Source organism: Streptomyces sp. NPDC002057 (genome assembly GCF_040296665.1).
GTDB lineage: Bacteria > Actinomycetota > Actinomycetes > Streptomycetales > Streptomycetaceae > Streptomyces.
This window is the reverse complement of the sequence record NZ_JBEOXR010000001.1, coordinates 108,268-129,284: the sequence shown is the minus strand read 5'-3', so window position 1 is coordinate 129,284 and position 21,017 is coordinate 108,268. Positions and strand designations below refer to the sequence as shown.

The window sequence follows — 21,017 nt, the reverse complement described above, 5'->3', positions numbered from 1 at the left end:
GCGCGTCCTACTCGTCCTCGGCGAGCGTGAGCTCGACACCGCCCACGAAGCCGGCCGAGAGGTTGTAGATGAACGCGCCCAGGGTCGCCAGGGCGGTCATCAGGACCACGTCGATCACGGCGATCACCGAGGTGAACATCAGCACCCGCGGCAGCGACAGGAACGACTGCAGGTCGAAGCCGTTGGACTCGTTGGAGCCCGTGGCCTCGCTGATCGTGCCGCCGACCGTCGAGAAGACGCCCATGGCGTCCATGACCATCCACAGCACCGCCGCGGCGACGATCGTGCAGATGCCCAGCGCGATGGAGAGCAGGAAGCTCACCTTCATCACCGACCACGGGTCGGCCTTGGCCACCCGCAGCCGCGCCTTGCGCGTACGGGGCGTCGTGCGTGCCCCCGTACGCGGCCGGCGCACGGCACCGGTCTGCCCGCCCGCCGTGCCGCCCGACGCCGGAGCGCCGTATGCCTGCGGCGGGTGGTAGGGCCCGCCCGGCTGCTGCGCACCCGTGCGCTCGCCGGGCAGCGGCCCGTTGTAGCTCTCGTACGAGGACTGCTGCCCTCGAGTGTCCGTCACCGCAACCCCCTGGGAGTCCGTGGCGGGGCCACGGGCGCCGTTCGCTCCAGCACCAGCAGAAGCTCCGGCGGCCGCCGATCCGGCGCCCGTGGCTCCACTCACGCTCTTACTCCTCGTGCTCCCCGGCCGAGGGCTCCGTGCCCTCGACTGCCTCGGTCTCGACCACCACGGTCTCGACCACCGCGGCCTCGGACGCCTCCACGGCGTCGTCGGCGTCATCGACGTCGTCGTCGCTGCCGGCCTCGGCGTTCCGTGCGATGCCGACGACGGCATCGCGCTTGCCCAGGTTGATCAGCTGGACGCCCATGGTGTCACGGCCGGTCTCCCTGACTTCGTTGACTCGCGTGCGAATCACACCGCCGGACAGCGTGATGGCGAGGATCTCGTCCGTCTCCTCGACCACCAGCGCGCCCACGAGCGAGCCACGGTCCTCCACGATCTTGGCGGCCTTGATACCGAGGCCGCCACGGCCCTGGACGCGGTACTCGTCGACGGGGGTGCGCTTCGCGTACCCGCCGTCGGTCGCGGTGAAGACGAACGTACCGGGCCGGACGACATTCATCGAGAGCAGTTCGTCGTCCGCGCGGAAACTCATCCCCTTGACGCCCGAAGTGGCGCGTCCCATCGGGCGCAGCGCGTCGTCCGTGGCGGTGAAGCGGATCGACTGCGCCTTCTTGCTGATGAGCAGCAGATCGTCCTCGGCCGAGACCAGCTCGGCCCCGATCAGCTCGTCGTCGCTGCCGTCCTCGGTCTCCCGGAGGTTGATCGCGATGACGCCGCCGGAGCGCGGCGAGTCGTAGTCCTTCAGCGCGGTCTTCTTGACCAGACCGGCCTTGGTGGCGAGCACCAGGTACGGCGCGGCCTCGTAGTCGCGGATCGCCAGGATCTGGGCGATCTGCTCGTCCGGCTGGAAGGCGAGCAGGTTGGCCACGTGCTGGCCGCGCGCGTCCCGCCCGGCGTCGGGCAGCTCGTACGCCTTGACCCGGTAGACCCGGCCCTTGTTCGTGAAGAAGAGGAGCCAGTGGTGGGTGGTGGAGACGAAGAAGTGGTCGACGATGTCGTCCTGCTTCAGCTTCGTGCCGCGCACGCCCTTGCCGCCGCGCTTCTGCGAGCGGTAGTCCTCGGTCTTGGTCCGCTTCACGTAGCCACCGCGCGAGATGGTGACGACGATGTCCTCCTCGGCGATCAGGTCCTCGATGGACATGTCACCGTCGAAGGGCACGAGCTTGGAGCGGCGGTCGTCGCCGAACTTCTCGACGAGCGCGGCCAGTTCCTCGCTGACGATCGCGCGCTGGCGCTCCGGCGAGGCCAGGATCGCGTTGTACTCGTTGATCTTCGCCTGGAGCTCGTCGTGCTCGGCGACGATCTTCTGACGCTCCAGGGCGGCGAGCCGGCGGAGCTGCATCTCCAGGATCGCGTTGGCCTGGATCTCGTCGATCTGGAGGAGGTCCATCAGGCCCCCGCGCGCGACCTCGACCGTGTCGCTGCGCCGGATGAGCGCGATGACCTCGTCGATCGCGTCGAGCGCCTTGAGCAGACCGCGCAGGATGTGGGCGCGCTCCTCGGCCTTGCGCAGCCGGAACTTCGTCCGGCGGACGATGACCTCGATCTGGTGCGTCACCCAGTGGCGGATGAACGCGTCGAGCGAGAGGGTGCGCGGCACGCCGTCGACGAGCGCGAGCATGTTCGCGCCGAAGTTCGTCTGCAGGTCGGTGTGCTTGTACAGGTTGTTGAGGACGACCTTGGCGACGGCGTCGCGCTTGAGCACGATGACCAGGCGCTGGCCGGTCCGGGACGAGGTCTCGTCGCGGACGTCGGCGATGCCGCCGACCTTGCCGTCCTTCACCAGGTCGGCGATCTTCTGCGCGAGGTTGTCCGGGTTGGTCTGGTACGGAAGCTCCGTGACCACCAGGCACTGGCGGTTCTGGATCTCCTCGACCTCGACGACGGCGCGCATCGTGATCGAGCCGCGGCCGGTGCGGTACGCCTCCTCGATGCCCTTGCGGCCGACGACGAGCGCGCCGGTGGGGAAGTCGGGGCCCTTGATCCGCTCGATCAGCGCGTCGAGGAGCTCCTCGTGCGTGGCCTCGGGGTGTTCGAGGGCCCACTGGGCGCCGGCCGCGACCTCGCGCAGGTTGTGCGGCGGGATGTTGGTCGCCATGCCGACCGCGATGCCGGCGCTGCCGTTGATCAGCAGGTTCGGGAAGCGGGACGGCAGGACCGTCGGCTCCTGGTTGCGGCCGTCGTAGTTGTCCTGGAAGTCGACGGTCTCCTCGTCGATGTCCCGGAGCATCTCCATCGACAGCGTCATGAGCTTGCACTCGGTGTACCGCATGGCGGCGGCCGGGTCGTTGCCCGGGGAACCGAAGTTGCCGTTGGAGTCGACGAGCGGCATGCGCATCGACCAGGGCTGGGCGAGGCGGACGAGCGCGTCGTAGATCGAGGAGTCGCCGTGCGGGTGGTACGTACCCATGACGTCACCGACGACGCGGGCGCACTTGTAGAAGCCCTTCTCGGGCCGGTAGCCGCCGTCGTACATCGCGTACAGCACGCGACGGTGGACGGGCTTGAGACCGTCCCGTACGTCGGGCAGCGCGCGGGACACGATGACGGACATCGCGTAGTCGAGGTACGAGCGCTGCATCTCGGTCTCGAGCCCGACGGGCTCGATCCGCAGTACGGGCTCCTGGTCCTCGGTGGTGCCGGGAGTGATTTCGTCGGCCATTGCTGGTCGTCAGTCCTTTCGTACGGTCAGCTGGGACCGACTCAGATGTCGAGGAAGCGAACGTCCTTGGCGTTCCGCTGGATGAACGAGCGGCGTGCCTCGACGTCCTCGCCCATGAGCACCGAGAACAGGTCGTCGGCCTGCGCGGCGTCGTCCAGGGTGACCTGGCCGAGTACGCGGTGCTCGACGTCCATGGTGGTGACGCGCAGCTCCTCGGCGTTCATCTCGCCGAGACCCTTGAAGCGCTGGATCGAGTCTTCCCGGATCCGCTTGCCGCTCTGCTTGCCCAGCTCGACGAGCGCGTCCCGCTCCCGGTCCGAGTACGCGTACTCGAAGTCGTCCCGGCCCCACTTGATCTTGTAGAGCGGCGGACGGGAGAGGTAGACGTGACCGGCCTCGACCAGCGGTCGCATGAAGCGGAAGAGGAAGGTCAGCAGCAGGGTGTTGATGTGCTGACCGTCGACGTCGGCGTCCGCCATCAGGATGATCTTGTGATAGCGGAGCTTCTCGATGTCGAAGTCCTCGTGCACACCGGTGCCGAAGGCCGAGATGAGGGCCTGGACCTCGGTGTTCTGCAGGATCTTGTCGATCCGGGCCTTCTCGACGTTCAGGATCTTGCCTCGGATCGGCAGGATGGCCTGGTACATCGGGTTGCGGCCGGACTTGGCCGAGCCGCCGGCGGAGTCACCCTCGACGATGAAGATCTCGCACTTGGCCGGGTCGTTCGACTGGCAGTCGGAGAGCTTGCCCGGCAGCGACGCCGACTCCAGGAGGCCCTTGCGGCGGGTCAGGTCGCGCGCCTTGCGGGCGGCCACGCGCGCGGTGGCGGCCTGGATCGACTTGCGGATGATGTCCGCGGCCTCGACCGGGTTGCGGTCGAGCCAGTCGTTGAGGTGCTCGTAGACCGCCTTCTGGACGAAGGTCTTGGCCTCCGTGTTGCCCAGCTTGGTCTTGGTCTGGCCCTCGAACTGCGGCTCGCTCAGCTTGACCGAGATGATCGCGGTCAGACCCTCGCGGATGTCGTCGCCCGTGAGGTTGTCGTCCTTCTCGCGGAGCAGCTTCTTGTCACGCGCGTACTTGTTGATCAGCGAGGTCAGCGCCGCACGGAAGCCCTCCTCGTGCGTGCCGCCCTCGTGGGTGTGGATGATGTTGGCGAAGGAGTAGACGCCCTCGCTGTAGCCGCTGTTCCACTGCATCGCGACCTCGAGGGACAGGCTCTTGTCCTTGTCCTCCGCCTCCAGGTCGATGACGGTCGGGTGGACCAGCTCGCCCTTGCGCGAGTTGAGGTACTTCACGAAGTCGACGATGCCGCCCTCGTAGTGGTACTTCACCGTGCGCGCGGTGGGCTCGGCGGCCTCCGCCTCCGGGTCGTCGGCTCCGACCGTGGCCTTCGCCGAGTCGCGCTCGTCCGTCAGCGTCAGGGTGAGGCCCTTGTTGAGGAAGGCCATCTCCTGGAAGCGGCGCGCGAGCGTCTCGAAGGAGTACTCGGTGGTCTCGAAGATGTCGGGGTCGGCCCAGAACGTGACCGAGGTGCCGGTCTCGTCGGTCGCCTCGTGCTGCGCGAGGGGCGCGGTCGGGGCGCCCATCTTGTAGTCCTGGGTCCAGCGGTGGCCGTCCGTCCTGATCTCGACGGAGACCTTGGTGGACAGGGCGTTCACGACCGACACACCGACACCGTGCAGACCGCCGGAGACGGCGTAGCCGCCGCCGCCGAACTTGCCGCCCGCGTGCAGCACGGTGAGCACGACCTCGACGGCCGGCTTGCCCTCGGAGGCCACGATGCCCACGGGGATGCCACGGCCGTTGTCGACGACGCGCACGGCGCCGTCGGCCAGGATCGTCACGTCGATGGTGTCCGCGTGCCCGGCCAGGGCTTCGTCGACGGAGTTGTCGACGACCTCCTGCACCATGTGGTGCAGACCGCGCTCACCGGTCGAGCCGATGTACATGCCAGGGCGCTTGCGCACGGCATCCAGGCCTTCGAGGACCTGGATATTGCTGGCGGTGTACTGGTTGTTCTCGTTGGGGTCGCCGGAATCGGCCACGAAGCGCCCTTTCTGGCACAGCACAGGCCGTTCTCCGGGCATGCGGGAGCGGCTGCGTCGTTCGACTTGTTCCGCAGGGTGGCGGGATTGTCTCCCAGTCTACCGGTAGCGCCGACAGTCATGGGGGTTTGCCGGTGCCTGAGTCCGCATGTGCCGCCCTGAGCGGGAGCGAGACGACTCCCCATATCCGGATAGGGGCTTCAGAGCCCTCTGACGGCCACCCAGCGCTTCGACCCGTAGCGCGGTGTGGGCATACCCCCCACCCCTGTCGTGGGCATGCCGATCACCCGGTCGGGGGCATGCGCACGGCGGGGCGGAACGGGTGGGCACGACGCCACCGGCACGGTGCCCCCGGACCGGACCCGCACCACAGCGGACCGCTCGCCGGAGGCCGGGCCGACCGGCGCTCTAGCCGTACGTGTCTCCCGGGCCCACGGACCCCGGCGCCCGCAGCGGTCCGTACTGCCGCCGCGGCGCCCCCGGCCCGAGCACCTTGATCACGCGGACCGTCCCGTGCCCGAGGTCCTCGTTGAGACGGGCCACCAGGCGGGGCGCGAGCAGCCGCAGCTGCGTCGCCCAGGCCGTCGAGTCGCACTGCACGGTGAGCACGCGCGCGTCCGGCTCGTCGTCGAACTTCAGCGGTACGCAGTGCTTGGCCAGGTCCTCGCCGACGATCTGCGGCCAGCGGCCCATGACGCCGCCGACCGCGGCCGGCGTCTCCCAGCCCCGCTCGGTGATCAGTCGGTTGATCGCCGCGCCGAGCGCCATCGGGTCGCGCCCGTCGGCGCGCGCGCCGGAGCGCAGTCCGCCCCCGCGCCGGGCCTGCTTCTTCTGCTGGGCGGCCGCGCCCCTGGCCTTGGCCTGCTCCTTGGCGGCCCGCAGCGCGACCCGCGCCAGGTCGACACCCGAGGACTCGGGCACCGAAGGCTTGTCCACAGGCTGGGGAAGGTTCTCGTCGCTCATACGCGCTCCACCGTCCCTCCGGCCACCTCGTACCGCGTCCCCGCGAGGACCCCCGGCACGTCGTCGTCCACCGCGGCCGTCACCAGGACCTGCTCGCCGCCCGCCACCAGCTCCGCCAGCCGCTCGCGCCGCCGCGCGTCCAGCTCGGCGAAGACGTCGTCGAGGACGAGGACGGGCTCGTTGCCCTCGGACCGCAGCAGGTCGTACGAGGCCAGCCGCAGCGCCAGCGCGTACGACCAGGACTCGCCGTGGCTCGCGTACCCCTTGGCGGGCAGGTCTCCGAGCTTGAGGAGCAGTTCGTCGCGGTGCGGTCCGACCAGCGTGACGCCCCGCTCGATCTCCTGCTTGCGCACCTCGGCGAGCGCGGCGAGCAGCTGTCCGTACAGCTCCTCGCGGGTGTGCCCGGTGCCCGGAGCGGACGGCCGGTACTCCAGCAGAATCGGTCCGCCGCCGGGTGCGAGCTGCTCGTACGCCTTGTCGGCCAGCGGCTGCAGTACGGCGATCAGGTCGAGCCGCTGCGCGAGCAGCTCGGCCCCGGCCCGCGCCAGGTGCTGGTCCCAGACGTCGATCGTGGACAGGTCCATGCCGCGGCCGCCGTGCCGACGGGCCATCGCGGCCGACTTCAGGAGGGTGTTGCGCTGCTTCAGCACGCGCTCGTAGTCGGAGCGCACCCCCGCCATGCGCGGCGTGCGCGCCGTGATCAGCTCGTCGAGGAAGCGCCGGCGCTCGCCGGGGTCGCCCTTCACCAGGGCGAGGTCCTCGGGCGCGAAGAGCACGGTCCGTACGATCCCGAGCACGTCACGCGGCCTGACCTGCGAGGACCTGTTGATACGGGCACGGTTGGCGCGGCCGGGGTTGAGTTCGAGCTCGATCAGCTGGGAGCGCTCGCCCTGGGTGACGGCGGCGCGGACGACCGCGCGCTCCGCCCCCATCCGCACCAGCGGGGCGTCGGAGGCGACGCGGTGGCTGGAGAGGGTGGCGAGATAGCCGACGGCCTCGACCAGGTTGGTCTTGCCCTGGCCGTTGGCGCCGACGAAAGCGGTGACGCCCGGGTCGAGCGGGACCTCGACCCGGGCGTAGGAACGGAAGTCGGCCAGCGACAGATGCGTGACGTGCATGGTGGGGCGCCGACCTTCTCCCGGCGGCTGTGCACCGCCGGGTGCACAGCCTGTGGATTACTTCTTGGACTCGACCGCGTGGCCACCGAACTGGTTGCGCAGCGCGGCGATCATCTTCATCTGCGGGGAGTCGTCCTGCCGCGAGGCGAACCGCGCGAAGAGCGACGCGGTGATCGCCGGCAGCGGTACGGCGTTGTCGATGGCGGCCTCGACGGTCCACCGGCCCTCGCCGGAGTCCTGGGCGAAGCCGCGGAGCTGGTCCAGGTGCTCGTCCTCGTCCAGCGCGTTCACCGCGAGGTCCAGCAGCCAGGAACGGATGACCGTGCCCTCCTGCCAGGAGCGGAAGACCTCGCGCACGTCGGTGACGGAGTCGACCTTCTCCAGGAGCTCCCAGCCCTCGGCGTAGGCCTGCATCATCGCGTACTCGATGCCGTTGTGAACCATCTTCGCGAAGTGGCCGGCGCCGACCTTGCCCGCGTGGACCGAGCCGAACTCGCCCTCGGGCTTGAGCGCGTCGAAGATCGGCTGGACCCTCGCCACGTCCTCGGCCGAGCCGCCGTACATCAGCGCGTAGCCGTTCTCCAGGCCCCAGACGCCGCCGGAGACGCCGCAGTCGACGAAGCCGATGCCCTTGGCCGCCAGCTCCTCGGCGTGCTTCTCGTCGTCCGTCCAGCGCGAGTTGCCGCCGTCCACGACGATGTCGCCGGGGGAGAGCAGTTCGGCCAGCTCGTCGATGGTGGACTGGGTCGCGGCACCGGCCGGGACCATGACCCACACGACGCGGGGCCCCTTGAGCTTGCCCACAAGCTCTTCGAGGCTGTGGACATCGGCGAGGTCCGGGTTGCGGTCGTATCCGATGACGGTGTGGCCTGCGCGGCGGATGCGCTCACGCATGTTGCCGCCCATCTTGCCGAGACCGACGAGACCGAGCTCCATCAGAGATTCCTTAAGCGTCGTGTGCGGTTTACCCGGGTCCGAGCCTACGCCCGGACCCGGGTGCACACCTGTGGGGTCAGCCGCTCAGGCGACGCCCCCGATCAAGGCGTCAGCCGCTGAGGCGCACCGGCATGATCAGGTACTTGTAGGCCTCGTCCGCCTCGGCGTCCACAGCGGGCTTGCCGCTCAGCAGCGCCGGCTTCGTGGAGGTCGTGAAGGAGAGCTGGGCGACCGGGGAGTCGATCGCGCTCAGGCCGTCCAGCAGGAAGGTCGGGTTGAAGGCGATCGAGATGTCGTCGCCCTCCAGCTGCGCGTCGACGCGCTCCACAGCCTGTGCGTCGTCGCTGGAACCGGCCTCCAGGATGAGCACGCCCTGCTCGAAGCTGAGGCGGACCGGGGTGTTGCGCTCGGCCACCAGGGCCACGCGCTTGACGGCCTCCACGAAGGGGGCGGTCTCGATCACCGCCACCGAGTTGAACTCGGTGGGGAAGAGCGTCCGGTACTTCGGCAGGTCGCCTTCGAGCAGCCGGGTGGTGGTGCGGCGGCCCGCGCCCTCGAAGCCGATGAGGCCCTCGCCCTTGCCGGAGCCCGAGAGCGCCAGGGTGACCGTGTCGCCACTGGTGAGCGCCTTGGCGGTGTCCAGGAGGGTCTTCGCGGGCACCAGGGCGACCGCGGAGGCGTCGGGGGACTCGGGCTTCCACAGGAACTCGCGGACCGCGAAGCGGTAGCGGTCGGTGGAGGCGAGGGTGACCGTGTCGCCCTCGATCTCGATGCGCACACCGGTGAGGACGGGCAGCGTGTCGTCACGGCCGGCGGCGATCGCCACCTGCGCGGCGGCGGAGGCGAAGACCTCACCGGGGACGGTGCCGGTCGCGGTGGGCATCTCCGGCAGCGCCGGGTACTCCTCCACGGGCAGGGTGTGGAGGGTGAAGCGGGAGGAGCCGCAGACCACGGTCGCCCGTACACCGTCTGTGGAAATCTCCACGGGACGGTTGGGGAGGGCGCGGCAGATGTCGGCGAGCAGTCGGCCGGAGACCAGGACGGTGCCGTCCTCCTCGACCTCGGCCTCGACGGAGACCCGTGCCGAGACCTCGTAGTCGAAGCTCGAGAAGCTCAGCGCGCCGTCCTGGGCCTTCAGCAGAAGGCCCGCGAGAACGGGAGCCGGCGGACGGGCCGGGAGGCTGCGGGCCACCCAGGCCACCGCCTCGGCAAGTACGTCGCGCTCCACCCGGATCTTCACCGGAACCGCCTCCTGCTTGTTGCTGGCTCTTCGTCGACTGCGGGAACCAGTCTGACGTACGCCGCCGACACTCGGTGCTGCTCGGGGTCAAGTCGCGACGAGAGCGCGTCGGAGCTCCGGCGCCGAGTTGTGCACAGGCCCCACTTCGAAGCGGATTCCTAGCTAACTCTAAGTGGGAGTAGTAGTAGGGCCTGTGGAAACGGTGGATAACGTCGTTTTCGCAGGTCAGACCCAGTTTTTTGTCCACTGCGCCTGTGGGTGGAGCCGGTGGACAACTGGGGTTCTCTGTGGACACCCGAAAGTTCTGCACACCCGGTACACAGGCCACGGGGAGTTCTCCCCAGCGCTGTCCCCAGCTTTACCCACGTTCCCCACAGCCCAACCGCCCTCCTTGGTGTGACGGCTTTCACTCGACGCGGTGAGAGGGGGTGATTCGTTGCCGAACAGTGGACAGGGGTGTGGAGAAGCTGTGGGCAACGGACCCCTGCCTGTGGGTTGCCAGTGGACAACCGTCCGGGCCCCCTGTGGACGAAAGATTCATCCACAGGCTGTGGAGATCTTTTACCAACAATTCCACAAGGGTCTGACCTGGGGTGATGATCTGTCAGCAGGCCGGCCTGTGGACACGATCCGGATAACTCGACAGTCCCCACCCTGTGGACGGGAGATCATCCCCCAATCTGTGGAGAACCCGCCACCGGAACGGCGTAATCGAACACCCCGGTCGGCGCACGGGTCCCGGGGACGCTTCCGGAACGTCTCCGGAGCGCCTCCCGGACACCTCTGAGAGGCTCCGGGAGCGCCTCTCAGAGGTCTCGGAACGACTCCAGGGCTCTCCGGGAGCACACCTGGGGACGCCTGGAGCACCTTCCTGAGGGCTCTCCGGAAGCACCCCGGGAACGACCGAGGGCGCCCCGGGAGGTGTCCCGGGGCGCCCTCGGCAGGCCGTTGCGGCACGGCTCGGAAGCAGGAGGAGCGGGCTCGCGGAGAGCCCGCCCAGCTCGTTCCGTCAGCCGTTCTTGATGCGGTTGGTGAGTTCGGTGACCTGGTTGTAGATGGAGCGCCGCTCGGCCATCAGCGCGCGGATCTTCCGGTCCGCGTGCATCACCGTCGTATGGTCACGGCCGCCGAACTGCGCGCCGATCTTCGGCAGCGACAGGTCCGTGAGCTCGCGGCACAGATACATGGCGATCTGCCGGGCCGTCACCAGGACGCGGCTGCGCGAGGATCCGCAGAGGTCCTCCACCGTCAGCCCGAAGTAGTCGGCCGTGGCCGCCATGATCGCCGGCGCGGTGATCTCCGGCGACGAGTCCTCGCCACCCGGGATCAGGTCCTTGAGGACGATCTCGGTCAGCCCCAGGTCCACCGGCTGCCGGTTGAGGCTCGCGAAGGCCGTCACCCGGATCAGCGCGCCCTCCAGCTCACGGATGTTCCGCGAGATCCGGGAGGCGATGAACTCCAGCACCTCCGGCGGGGCGTTGAGCTGCTCCTGCACCGCCTTCTTGCGGAGGATCGCGATGCGCGTCTCCAGCTCGGGAGGCTGCACGTCGGTGGTGAGGCCCCACTCGAAGCGGTTGCGGAGCCGGTCCTCCAGGGTCACCAGCTGCTTGGGCGGCCGGTCCGAGGAGAGCACGATCTGCTTGTTCGCGTTGTGCAGGGTGTTGAAGGTGTGGAAGAACTCCTCCTGCGTCGACTCCTTGCTCGCGAGGAACTGGATGTCGTCGACGAGCAGGATGTCCACATCGCGGTAGCGCTTGCGGAACGCGTCGCCCTTGCCGTCGCGGATCGAGTTGATGAACTCGTTCGTGAACTCCTCGGAGCTCACGTACCGCACACGGGTGCCCGGGTAGAGGCTCCGCGCGTAGTGCCCGATCGCGTGCAGCAGGTGGGTCTTGCCGAGGCCCGACTCCCCATAGATGAAGAGCGGGTTGTACGCCTTCGCCGGCGCCTCGGCCACCGCGACGGCGGCCGCGTGCGCGAAGCGGTTCGAGGAACCGATGACGAAGGTGTCGAAGAGGTACTTGGGGTTCAGCCGCGCGTGCTGCTCACCGGGGGCACCGGCGCCCTGCTGGGAGGAACCGTGGCCGCCGCCCGGTCCGCCCCCGGGACCGCCCGGCCGGGGACCGGGACGGGCACCGTGGTTCTGCGGGTCGGGCAGCTCGGCCCGCTCGGGGCGCTGCGGCTCGTAGCCGCGGGGCGGCTCGTCGTAGCGCGACTGCCGGGACTGGTCGGGACCGGTGTACGGAGCGCGCTCCTGGTAGCCGCCCATCCGGGGCTGCTGCCAGGACAGGTCCTCCTGGGTGCGCGGCCAGGAGCCGGGGTCGGGGCGCTGCTGCGAGTAGTCCGGGTAGGCCGGGCGAGCGGTGGGCAGGCCGTCGTCGGACATCGGCCGGTGGCCGTAGCCGTCGTACTTGTCGTACGGCTCGGGCTGCGGGCGCTCGTCGTAGCGGGACTGCTGCACCGGGGGCGCCGGCGGAGTCGGCTCACCGACGGAGTCGTCGACGGTGATCGCGATCCGGATCGGGCGGCCGCACTCACGGCTGAGGGTCTCGCTGATCAGCGGGGCGAGCCGGCCCTCCAGGACCCGCTTGCCCCACTCGTTGGGCACGGCGAGCAGCGCCGTGTCCGCGACGAGGGCGAGCGGCTGGCAGCGCTCGATCCACTGCTTGTCCTTGGGCTCGATCCCCTGCTGGCCCTCTGCGAGGAGTTGCTCCAGGACGCGTGGCCACACTGCGGCAAGATCGGCAGGTACGTCAGCCACAGGGCACGCTTTCTCGCAGGTCCCACGATGGTGTGGTTCTCGGGGGACGGTGGGTCGGTGTCCGTGAGGACGGGGTCCGTGAGGACAGGTGAGGACAGAACGGAAAAGATTGTGGAGTCCGTCCACGGTAGTCGCGGCGGCTGACGTGGTTCAAGTTGTTGTCCACAGCCTGTGCACAATGGGGGGTGGCGACAAGTCGGTTTGACCGGATGGCGTAGCCGCGCGTACCGTAACCAGGTCGAGTTGTCGATGGCTGCTGCCGCCTGCCTCCGATGGGCAAAGATCACGGTCTGTGATCGTGTAGCGGTGCACTCGGGCGTATTGCGAGCTACTCGTGGGCGCACGGTGACAGCCAGGCGATGTCCCGCCATCTACGAATCATTTCTGGAGCCCCCGAGTGAGCAAGCGCACCTTCCAGCCGAACAACCGTCGTCGTGCGAAGACCCACGGCTTCCGCCTGCGCATGCGCACCCGCGCCGGCCGCGCCATCCTGGCGAACCGCCGTGGCAAGGGTCGCGCGAGCCTGTCCGCCTGATCCACTTAAACAGGTCATGACGTGCTGCCTACCGAGAATCGGCTGAGGCGGCGCGAGGACTTCGCAACCGCGGTACGCCGAGGTCGCCGGGCCGGTCGCCCGCTCCTCGTCGTCCATCTACGCAGCGGTGCAACGGACCCGCACGCGCCTGGGGAGAGCGCTCCCCCGACGCGTGCGGGTTTCGTCGTGAGCAAGGCCGTAGGTGGTGCGGTCGTACGTACCCAGGTGAAGCGTCGTCTGCGGCATCTCGTCCGCGACCGCCTCACCGAGCTGCCCCCCGGTAGCCTGGTGGTCGTACGGGCGTTGCCCGGAGCCGGCGACGCCGATCACGCACAGCTGGCCCGAGACCTGGACGCCGCTCTCCAGCGGCTGCTGGGAGGGGGCGCGCGATGAAGTACCCGCTGCTGGCTCTCATCAAGCTGTACCAGTGGACGATCAGCCCTCTTCTGGGGCCCGTCTGCCGGTACTACCCGTCGTGTTCCCACTACGGATTCACGGCCATCGACCGGCATGGCGCGATCAAGGGCACGGCCCTGACCGCCTGGCGGATCCTGCGGTGCAACCCGTGGTCGCCCGGCGGTGTGGACCATGTCCCCCCGCGGAAGCGCCCTCGCTGGCACGAAATGCTGAGGAACGCGCTGCGCGGCGACAAGGGCGGGTCCACCGCCGAGACGAGCCCGGCCGCCGAGACCTCGCCCAATGCTCAAGGAGCCTGATTAGTGGACACGATTGCCAGTCTGTTCAGCTTCATCACCTGGCCCGTTTCCTGGGTCATCGTCCAGTTCCACAAGGTGTACGGGGCGATCTTCGGCCCTGACACGGGCTGGGCCTGGGGCCTGTCCATCGTGTCTCTCGTGGTGCTGATCCGTATCTGCCTGATCCCGCTGTTCGTCAAGCAGATCAAGTCGACCCGGAACATGCAGGCGCTCCAGCCGAAGATGAAGGCGATCCAGGAGCGCTACAAGAGCGACAAGCAGCGTCAGTCCGAAGAGATGATGAAGCTGTACAAGGAGACGGGTACCAACCCGCTCTCCTCGTGCCTTCCCATCCTGGCGCAGTCGCCGTTCTTCTTCGCCCTGTACCACGTGCTCTCCTCGATCGCCTCGGGCAAGGAGATCGGCGTCATCGACGGCCCGCTGCTCGCCAGCGCCCGTCAGGCCCACATCTTCGGTGCTCCGCTGGCCTCGAAGTTCACGGACAGCGCCGCTGAGGTCGCCGCTCTCGACGCCTCGCTGACCTCGGTCCGCATCGTCACCGCGATCATGATCGTCATGATGTCGGCCTCGCAGTTCTTCACCCAGCGCCAGCTGATGATGAAGAACGTCGACCTCTCGGTGAAGACCCCGTACATGCAGCAGCAGAAGATGCTCATGTACATCTTCCCGGTGATCTTCGCCGTCATGGGCATCAACTTCCCCGTCGGTGTCCTCGTCTACTGGCTGACCACCAACGTGTGGACCATGGGCCAGCAGATGTACGTGATCAACCAGAACCCGACGCCGGGCAGCAAGGCTCAGGACTCCTACCTCCAGCGCCTCCTGAAGAGCATCACGCAGCACGGCGAGGTCCGCGGTCGCCGCCGCAAGACCATCGTCAAGGTGATCGTCGCCAAGAGCACCGCCGACCGCAACGAGAACGAGCGCCGCTTCTTCTCCGGGCTGACCAAGGCCGGCTTCGCCGCTCAGGCCGACGGCACCGTGATCAAGAGCGACACGATCGAGGCCGAGGCCGAGGGCGGTGCCGCCGCCAGGCGCCAGCAGCCCAAGCGTCAGAGCAAGGCCCAGCGTCAGGCGGCCGCCGCCCAGCACACCCTGGCGAAGGACACCGAGGAAGACTCCGAGCCGGCCGCCGAAGAGGCGCCCACCACCTCGCTCGAGAAGAAGCCCCAGGGTCCGGCCAAGACCGCTGCGAAGGATGAGCCGAAGGACGAGGAGGGCGACAAGCCCACGCGTCCGAGCCGCGCCAACTCCGGAAACTCCCGCCAGGGCAAGTCCGGTCAGCGCAAGGGCCAGCAGCGGCCCAAGCACCCGTCCTCCAAGAAGTAAGCCTCGCCGAAGCAAGAAGGAGTCCATCCGTGACGGAAGGCACCATCTCCGCCGCCGCCGAGGGTGGCGACACCCTGACCCGCCTGGAGCAGGAGGGTGAGATCGCGGCCGACTACCTCGAGGGTCTGCTCGACATCGCCGATCTCGACGGCGACATCGACATGGACGTCGAGGCGGACCGGGCCGCGGTCTCGATCATCAGCGACTCCAGCGGCCGCGAGCTGCAGAAGCTCGTGGGCCGCGACGGCGAGGTCCTGGAGGCGCTCCAGGAGCTGACCCGCCTGGCAGTGCACCGGGAGACCGGTGACCGCAGCCGTCTGATGCTCGACATCGCCGGCTTCCGTGCCCAGAAGCGCACCGAGCTCGCCGAGCTGGGCGCCAAGGCCGCGGTCGAGGTGAAGTCCACCGGCCAGCCGGTCAAGCTGGACCCGATGACGCCGTTCGAGCGCAAGGTCGTGCACGACGCGATCGCCGCCGCCGGTCTGCGCAGCGAGTCCGAGGGCGAGGAGCCGCAGCGCTTCGTCGTCGTGCTCCCGGCCTGAAGCCTCACGTAGTGTCGGCCCCGTCTGTTCGCAGGCGGGGCCGATCTTTGTCAGCCTGATAGTCAGCCACCACAGTGCGCTTGCACGCGACGCGTGCGGTACGGAAGGACGGTTCCCGTGACGGAGGCAGCGGAGCTCCCCGAAGCTCCGGAGCAGGCGCGGACAGTCTTCGGTGAGTACTTCCCGGAGGCCGTGCGGTACGCCGAGCTCCTCGCGGACGCGGGTGTGAAGCGTGGCCTGATCGGCCCGCGCGAGGTCCCGCGACTGTGGGAGCGCCACCTGCTGAACTGTGCCGTCCTCTCGGAGGTCGTCCCCGAGGGCGTCACCGTCTGCGACGTGGGCTCGGGCGCCGGTCTTCCCGGTATCCCCCTGGCCCTGGTCAGGCGCGATCTGAAGATCACGCTCCTGGAGCCGCTTCTCCGCCGGACGAACTTCCTCCAGGAGGTCGTCGAACTGCTCGGCCTCGACCATGTGACCGTCGTCCGTGGACGCGCCGAGGAGATGCTCGGCAAGATCACGCCCGTGCATGTGGTCACCGCTCGCGCGGTGGCACCGCTCGACCGGCTGGCGGGCTGGGGAGTCCCCCTGCTCCGTCCGTACGGAGAGATGCTGGCGCTCAAGGGCGACACCGCGGAGGAGGAGATCACCGGTGCTCGCGCCGCGCTCTCCCGGCTCGGTGTGGTGGAGACCTCGGTGCTGCAGGTGGGCGAGGGGATCGTCGACCCGCTGTCCACCGTCGTACGGGTGGAGGTCGGTGAGAGCCCGGGTGGCGTGCGGTTCGCCGCCAAGCGAGCCAAGGCCGCCCGGACGAGCAAGACCCGTCGACGCCGCTGAGCGTCGCATACGTACCATTTCGGAGTGTCGAACGGTCCCGGCCGGGCGGCGGGGGCATGGTGTTTCACGTGAAACGTCGCTCACTGCTGCAGGGGATCATCAGCCGCGGTCGCGCGGCTGCCACGCCCCGGGACCGTCGACCCCGTGTGAATCCACCCGCGAGGGTTACGGAGATGTCCACAGAGGTGGATTCACCCACAGAACCACCGGCCTCGCTGGTTCGCGACCCTGAAAGCATGGCAGGCTCTCCCCATCGCGAGCCTGAAGCCGAGGAGAGTGAATCCTTGCGGTCCGACGCCAACATCGCGGGACCGATGACCGATCCGGTCCCCGGTCCCCGAACCGAATCGGTCGGGGAGGATGTTTCACGTGAAACACCGCCCCCGATGGACGACACCCCCATGGGTCGTGCTGCCCAGCTGGCAGTAGAGGCCCTGGGTCGTGCCGGTGAGGGACTTCCCCGCCCGGCTCAGACTCGCGTGATGGTGGTCGCCAATCAGAAGGGCGGCGTGGGCAAGACGACCACGACGGTCAACCTTGCCGCCTCCCTCGCCCTGCACGGTGCCCGAGTCCTGGTCATCGACCTGGACCCGCAGGGCAACGCCTCCACGGCGCTCGGCATCGACCACCACGCCGAGGTCCCCTCGATCTACGACGTCCTCGTGGACAGCCGGCCGCTCTCCGAAGTGGTGCAGCCTGTCATGGACGTCGAGGGCCTCTTCTGCGCCCCCGCCACCATCGACCTCGCCGGTGCGGAGATCGAGCTTGTCTCGCTGGTGGCCCGTGAGAGCCGCCTGCAGCGCGCGATCCAGGCCTACGAGCAGCCGCTCGACTACATCCTGATCGACTGCCCGCCCTCTCTGGGTCTCCTCACGGTCAACGCCATGGTGGCCGGAGCCGAGGTACTGATCCCGATCCAGTGCGAGTACTACGCGCTGGAGGGGCTCGGACAGCTCCTGCGGAACGTCGACCTGGTACGGGGGCACCTCAACCCCGCGCTCCACGTCTCGACGATCCTGCTCACCATGTACGACGGACGGACGAGGCTCGCCTCCCAGGTCGCCGACGAGGTGCGCACCCACTTCGCCGAGGAGGTGCTGCGGACCAGCATCCCGAGGTCCGTCCGTATCTCCGAGGCGCCCAGCTACGGGCAGACGGTCCTCACCTACGACCCGGGCTCCAGCGGTGCCCTGTCGTATCTCGAAGCGGCCCGAGAGATCGCCCTGCGGGGGGCCGCCGTGCACTACGACCCGCAGCACGCCCATGTAGGGCACCCGAACAACCAGCACCAGCGCAGCATGTCGGAGGGGACCCAATGAGCGAGCGACGTAGGGGACTGGGGCGTGGGCTCGGTGCGCTGATCCCCGCTGCGCCCCAGGAACGGCAGGCCTCGGCGGTCGGCGTAGGGGCGGGCTCGGCCTCTTCCGGCGCGGTGCCTCCCATGGGCTCCGACCGTGGGGTGGCCGCGGCGAAGCTGGCGACGCTCCCACAGAGCGCGCAGTCCCCGGAGTCCGCGCCGTCGCGGACCGAGGCCGCGATCCTGCCGGAGCCCCCGGTCGGGGCGTATTTCACGGAGCTTCCGCTCGCGGCCATCGTGCCCAACCGGCACCAGCCCCGAGAGATCTTCGACGAGGACGCCCTGGCGGAGCTCGTCGCCTCGATCAAGGAGGTCGGCCTGCTCCAGCCCGTGGTGGTGCGCAAGATCGATGACGAGCGCTACGAGCTCGTCATGGGCGAGCGTCGCCTGCGGGCCTCCAAGGAGGCGGAGCTCCAGCGGATCCCCGCGATCGTCCGGGAGACGGACGACGAGAAGATGCTCCTGGACGCGCTCCTGGAGAACCTCCACCGTGCCCAGCTGAACGCGATCGAAGAGGCTCACGCCTACGAGCAGCTGCTCAAGGACTTCGGCTGCACCCATGACCAGCTCGCGGAGCGGATCGGGCGCTCCCGCCCGCAGATCACCAACACGCTGCGTCTCCTGCACCTCTCGCCGTCCGTGCAGCAGCGGGTCGCCGCCGGAGTGCTGTCCGCCGGCCACGCCCGGGCCCTGCTCGGTGTGGACGACTCGGAGGCTCAGGACAAGCTGGCCTACCGGATCGTCTCGGAAGGCCTCTCGGTGCGTTCCGTCGAGGAGATCGTGAGGCTCATGGGCTCCGAGGAGCCCGCCGGTGCGGTCAAGCCGAAGGGCCCGCGTGCGGGCGGACGTGTCTCGCCCGCGCTCACGGACCTCGCTTCCCGGCTCTCCGACCGCTTCGAGACCCGGGTGAAGGTGGACCTGGGGCAGAAGAAGGGCAAGATCGTCGTCGAGTTCGCCTCGATGGAAGATCTGGAGCGGATCCTCTCGACCCTGGCGCCCGGCGAGGGACGGGTCATGGACCAGAAGAACGCTGAAGAGGACACGGAAGTCTGACCCCTTCCGCTCCTGAGGCCGCCGAGGGCGGGCCGTGCTCCGGTCTTCACCGGAACGCGGTCCGCCCTTTGCCTGTGAGCGGTGTCGTCCCGATGGGCCGATCGATACGATTCCATGAGGCGTATCCGTGCTCGGTGGCGAGGGAAGTGAGGAGCGGCTGTGGGGCGTCGGCTCGTACCGCTCACGCTGGACAACCTGCCGGACCTGCCCAAGCGGTGTCGCTCCTGTGTCTTCTGGGAGCTGGACCCGGTCAGCGGGGAAGCGGCGGTGAAGGCAGGGCGTTCGGAGCCGGAGAAGGAGGCCTGGATCTCGGGCGTCCTGCTGGAGTGGGGTTCGTGCGGCCGCGTGGTCTATGTGGACGACGTGCCGGTCGGCTATGTCCTCTACGCTCCCCCGGCCTATGTACCGCGCTCGACGGCCTTCCCGACGAGCCCCGTGGCCGCCGATGCCGCGCAGTTGATGACGGCGTGGATCATGCCCGGCTATCAGGGGCAGGGGCTCGGCCGGATGGTCGTGCAGACCGTCGCCAAGGACTTGCTGCGGAGAGGGTTCAAGGCCATCGAAGCGTTCGGAGACGCCCGGTGGAAGGAGCCGGCCTGTGTGCTGCCGGCCGACCATCTGCTCGCGGTGGGCTTCAAGACGGTGCGTCCGCACCCGGCTTATCCGCGGCTGCGCCTTGAGCTCCGGACGACGCTCTCCTGGAAGGAGGACGTCGAGCTGGCCCTGGACCGGCTCCTCGGTGCTGTGCAGAAGGAGCCCGCCCTGCGGCCGCTCTGATGTCCGGACACAAGAACGGCCCGCCCCGTGGAGGGGCGGGCCGTTTCTGTTTCACGTGAAACGCTGCTGCTGTTTCACGTGAAACATGAGGGGATCGTCAGGCCTTGGTCGGCTCGACGAAGCCCTCCAGGTCGCGGAGGATGGCGGCCTTCGGCTTGGCACCGACGATCGTCTTCACGACCTCGCCGCCCTGGTAGACGTTCAGCGTCGGGATGGACATGACGCCGTACTTGGCAGCCGTGGCCGGGTTCTCGTCGATGTTGAGCTTCACGACCTCGATCTCGCCGTGCTCCGCGGCGATGGCCTCGAGCGACGGGGCGATCTGGCGGCACGGGCCGCACCACGCCGCCCAGAAGTCCACCAGGACGGGCTTGTCGCTCTTGAGGACGTCGTCTTCGAAGGAAGCGTCGGTCACAGTCTTCAGGGCCACAGCGGCCTCCTTGATCTCGCGGGGTGTGTGGGGTGAGGAGAGACGTGGGTCAGACCGCGGGGGTCTCGGCCAGCTTCTCGCTGTCGGCGAGGGCGGCCAGGAAGCGCTCGGCGTCGAGCGCGGCGGAGCAGCCGGTACCGGCGGCCGTGATGGCCTGGCGGTAGGTGTGGTCGACGACGTCGCCGGCGCCGAAGACACCCGTGAGGTTGGTGCGCGTCGACGGGGCGGCCACCTGGAGGTAGCCCTCCTCGTCGAGGTCCAGCTGTCCCTTGAAGAGCTCGGTCCGCGGGTCGTGGCCCACGGCGATGAAGAGGCCGGTGACGGGCAGCTGACGGGTCTCGCCGGTCTTCGTGTCGCGCAGGGTCAGGCCGCTGAGCTTCTGCTCACCGTGGATCTCGGTGACCTCGCTGTCCCAGGCGAAGGAGATCTTCGGGTCGGCGAAGGCGCGCTCCTGCATGGCCTTCGAGGCGCGCAGGCTGTCCCGGCGGTGGACGATCGTGACGGACTTCGCGAAGCGCGAGAGGAAGGTGGCCTCCTCGATCGCGGTGTCGCCGCCGCCGACGACGGCGATGTCCTGGTCCTTGAAGAAGAACCCGTCGCAGGTGGCGCACCAGGAGACGCCGCGGCCGGAGAGCGTGTCCTCGTTCGGGAGGCCGAGCTTGCGGTGCTGGGAGCCCGTGGTGACGATGACGGCCTTGGCGCGGTGCACGGTGCCGGCGGTGTCGGTGACGGTCTTGATGTCACCGGTCAGGTCGACCGAGATGATGTCGTCGGGGACCAGCTCGGCGCCGAAGCGCTCCGCCTGGGCACGCATGTTGTCCATCAGGTCCGGGCCCATGATGCCGTCACGGAAGCCGGGGAAGTTCTCGACCTCGGTCGTGTTCATCAGGGCGCCACCGGCGGTGACGGCACCCTCGAAGACCAGGGGGTTCAGCGACGCTCGGGCGGTGTAGAGCGCAGCGGTGTAACCCGCGGGCCCGGAGCCGATGATGATCACGTTACGGACGTCGCTCACGGGTTACTTCCTCGTCTCTGCAGACTGCCACTGCCTACGGGGGCGGTCGTCTCGGTCACTCTCACCC

General features: G+C 68.8%; 19 protein-coding genes. 9 read left to right on the top strand and 10 right to left on the bottom strand.

Annotated features, from left to right (window positions below; all coding sequences use genetic code 11):
* Nucleotides 1-7 precede the first annotated feature (7 nt).
* The 8 genes from ABT129_RS00575 to dnaA all read right to left on the bottom strand — a co-directional run bounded on the left by ABT129_RS00575 (nucleotide 8) and on the right by dnaA (nucleotide 12,362).
* Nucleotides 8-574: a DUF3566 domain-containing protein gene (locus ABT129_RS00575; protein WP_351894772.1), complete on the bottom strand. Its 567-nt coding sequence runs from the start codon at nucleotides 572-574 to the stop codon at nucleotides 8-10.
* Between the two features lie 106 nt (nucleotides 575-680).
* Entirely contained in the window at nucleotides 681-3,299 is a 2,619-nt protein-coding gene (gene gyrA, locus ABT129_RS00570) for a DNA gyrase subunit A (RefSeq protein ID WP_351894770.1), read from the bottom strand.
* A 41-nt stretch (nucleotides 3,300-3,340) separates the two neighbouring features.
* A complete protein-coding gene (gene gyrB, locus ABT129_RS00565) occupies nucleotides 3,341-5,368 on the bottom strand; it encodes a DNA topoisomerase (ATP-hydrolyzing) subunit B (RefSeq protein ID WP_351894768.1) in 2,028 nt (675 codons plus the stop codon).
* 384 nt (nucleotides 5,369-5,752) lie between these two features.
* On the bottom strand, nucleotides 5,753-6,307 hold the full coding sequence (locus tag ABT129_RS00560) for a DciA family protein (protein ID WP_351894765.1): 555 nt from the start codon (nucleotides 6,305-6,307) through the stop codon (nucleotides 5,753-5,755).
* The gene (recF, locus tag ABT129_RS00555; RefSeq protein ID WP_351894763.1) at nucleotides 6,304-7,425 is read right to left on the bottom strand and encodes a DNA replication/repair protein RecF; all 1,122 of its coding nucleotides are present in this window, start codon (nucleotides 7,423-7,425) and stop codon (nucleotides 6,304-6,306) included. The genes ABT129_RS00560 and recF overlap by 4 nt, the downstream gene beginning before the upstream one ends.
* 57 nt (nucleotides 7,426-7,482) lie before the next feature.
* Nucleotides 7,483-8,361 carry a phosphogluconate dehydrogenase (NAD(+)-dependent, decarboxylating) gene (gene gnd / locus ABT129_RS00550; RefSeq protein WP_351894760.1) on the bottom strand — a complete coding sequence of 293 codons (879 nt, stop codon included), beginning with the start codon at nucleotides 8,359-8,361 and terminating at the stop codon, nucleotides 7,483-7,485.
* A 109-nt stretch (nucleotides 8,362-8,470) separates the two neighbouring features.
* The gene (gene dnaN, locus ABT129_RS00545) at nucleotides 8,471-9,601 is read right to left on the bottom strand and encodes a DNA polymerase III subunit beta (RefSeq protein WP_351894758.1); all 1,131 of its coding nucleotides are present in this window, start codon (nucleotides 9,599-9,601) and stop codon (nucleotides 8,471-8,473) included.
* A gap of 1,009 nt (nucleotides 9,602-10,610) precedes the next feature.
* Nucleotides 10,611-12,362 (bottom strand): chromosomal replication initiator protein DnaA, encoded by a 1,752-nt coding sequence (dnaA, locus tag ABT129_RS00540; RefSeq protein ID WP_351894756.1) that lies wholly within the window; start codon nucleotides 12,360-12,362, stop codon nucleotides 10,611-10,613.
* Between the two features lie 397 nt (nucleotides 12,363-12,759).
* Between dnaA and rpmH the strand changes: the two genes are divergently transcribed.
* The 9 genes from rpmH (at nucleotide 12,760) to ABT129_RS00495 (ending at nucleotide 19,505) form a co-directional block, all read left to right on the top strand.
* Nucleotides 12,760-12,897, top strand: coding sequence for a 50S ribosomal protein L34 (gene rpmH, locus ABT129_RS00535; RefSeq protein WP_006381191.1), 138 nt, complete (start codon nucleotides 12,760-12,762; stop codon nucleotides 12,895-12,897).
* Between the two features lie 21 nt (nucleotides 12,898-12,918).
* The gene (gene rnpA, locus ABT129_RS00530) at nucleotides 12,919-13,290 is read left to right on the top strand and encodes a ribonuclease P protein component (RefSeq protein ID WP_351894753.1); all 372 of its coding nucleotides are present in this window, start codon (nucleotides 12,919-12,921) and stop codon (nucleotides 13,288-13,290) included.
* Nucleotides 13,287-13,613 (top strand): membrane protein insertion efficiency factor YidD, encoded by a 327-nt coding sequence (gene yidD, locus ABT129_RS00525; protein ID WP_015034858.1) that lies wholly within the window; start codon nucleotides 13,287-13,289, stop codon nucleotides 13,611-13,613. Before rnpA ends, yidD begins: the two co-directional genes overlap by 4 nt.
* Nucleotides 13,614-13,616: 3 nt before the next feature.
* The gene (gene yidC / locus ABT129_RS00520) at nucleotides 13,617-14,942 is read left to right on the top strand and encodes a membrane protein insertase YidC (protein WP_351894751.1); all 1,326 of its coding nucleotides are present in this window, start codon (nucleotides 13,617-13,619) and stop codon (nucleotides 14,940-14,942) included.
* A 29-nt stretch (nucleotides 14,943-14,971) separates the two neighbouring features.
* Complete coding sequence (locus tag ABT129_RS00515) at nucleotides 14,972-15,484, top strand: Jag family protein (protein ID WP_351894748.1); 513 nt, start codon at nucleotides 14,972-14,974, stop codon at nucleotides 15,482-15,484.
* Between the two features lie 117 nt (nucleotides 15,485-15,601).
* A complete protein-coding gene (gene rsmG / locus ABT129_RS00510; protein ID WP_351894746.1) occupies nucleotides 15,602-16,318 on the top strand; it encodes a 16S rRNA (guanine(527)-N(7))-methyltransferase RsmG in 717 nt (238 codons plus the stop codon).
* 236 nt (nucleotides 16,319-16,554) lie between these two features.
* Entirely contained in the window at nucleotides 16,555-17,637 is a 1,083-nt protein-coding gene (locus ABT129_RS00505) for a ParA family protein (RefSeq protein WP_351894743.1), read from the top strand.
* On the top strand, nucleotides 17,634-18,728 hold the full coding sequence (locus ABT129_RS00500) for a ParB/RepB/Spo0J family partition protein (RefSeq protein ID WP_351894741.1): 1,095 nt from the start codon (nucleotides 17,634-17,636) through the stop codon (nucleotides 18,726-18,728). Before ABT129_RS00505 ends, ABT129_RS00500 begins: the two co-directional genes overlap by 4 nt.
* Before the next feature lie 159 nt (nucleotides 18,729-18,887).
* Nucleotides 18,888-19,505, top strand: a complete 618-nt coding sequence (locus ABT129_RS00495) for a GNAT family N-acetyltransferase (RefSeq protein WP_351894739.1) — start codon at nucleotides 18,888-18,890, stop codon at nucleotides 19,503-19,505.
* A 97-nt stretch (nucleotides 19,506-19,602) separates the two neighbouring features.
* Here the strand turns inward: ABT129_RS00495 and trxA are convergent, their stop codons facing one another.
* Both trxA and trxB read right to left on the bottom strand, forming a co-directional pair.
* Nucleotides 19,603-19,935 carry a thioredoxin gene (gene trxA, locus ABT129_RS00490; RefSeq protein ID WP_351894736.1) on the bottom strand — a complete coding sequence of 111 codons (333 nt, stop codon included), beginning with the start codon at nucleotides 19,933-19,935 and terminating at the stop codon, nucleotides 19,603-19,605.
* Nucleotides 19,936-19,984: 49 nt separating this feature from the next.
* Complete coding sequence (gene trxB / locus ABT129_RS00485) at nucleotides 19,985-20,950, bottom strand: thioredoxin-disulfide reductase (RefSeq protein WP_351894734.1); 966 nt, start codon at nucleotides 20,948-20,950, stop codon at nucleotides 19,985-19,987.
* Nucleotides 20,951-21,017: the final 67 nt, after the last annotated feature.

Coding starts and splice junctions, on each gene's coding strand:
- ABT129_RS00560 (WP_351894765.1), bottom strand. CDS start 6,307: ATGAGCGACGAGAACCTTCCCCAGCCTGTGGACAAGCCTTCGGTGCCC.
- gnd (WP_351894760.1), bottom strand. CDS start 8,361: ATGGAGCTCGGTCTCGTCGGTCTCGGCAAGATGGGCGGCAACATGCGT.
- gyrA (WP_351894770.1), bottom strand. CDS start 3,299: ATGGCCGACGAAATCACTCCCGGCACCACCGAGGACCAGGAGCCCGTA.
- recF (WP_351894763.1), bottom strand. CDS start 7,425: ATGCACGTCACGCATCTGTCGCTGGCCGACTTCCGTTCCTACGCCCGG.
- ABT129_RS00500 (WP_351894741.1), top strand. CDS start 17,634: ATGAGCGAGCGACGTAGGGGACTGGGGCGTGGGCTCGGTGCGCTGATC.
- ABT129_RS00505 (WP_351894743.1), top strand. CDS start 16,555: ATGGCAGGCTCTCCCCATCGCGAGCCTGAAGCCGAGGAGAGTGAATCC.
- yidD (WP_015034858.1), top strand. CDS start 13,287: ATGAAGTACCCGCTGCTGGCTCTCATCAAGCTGTACCAGTGGACGATC.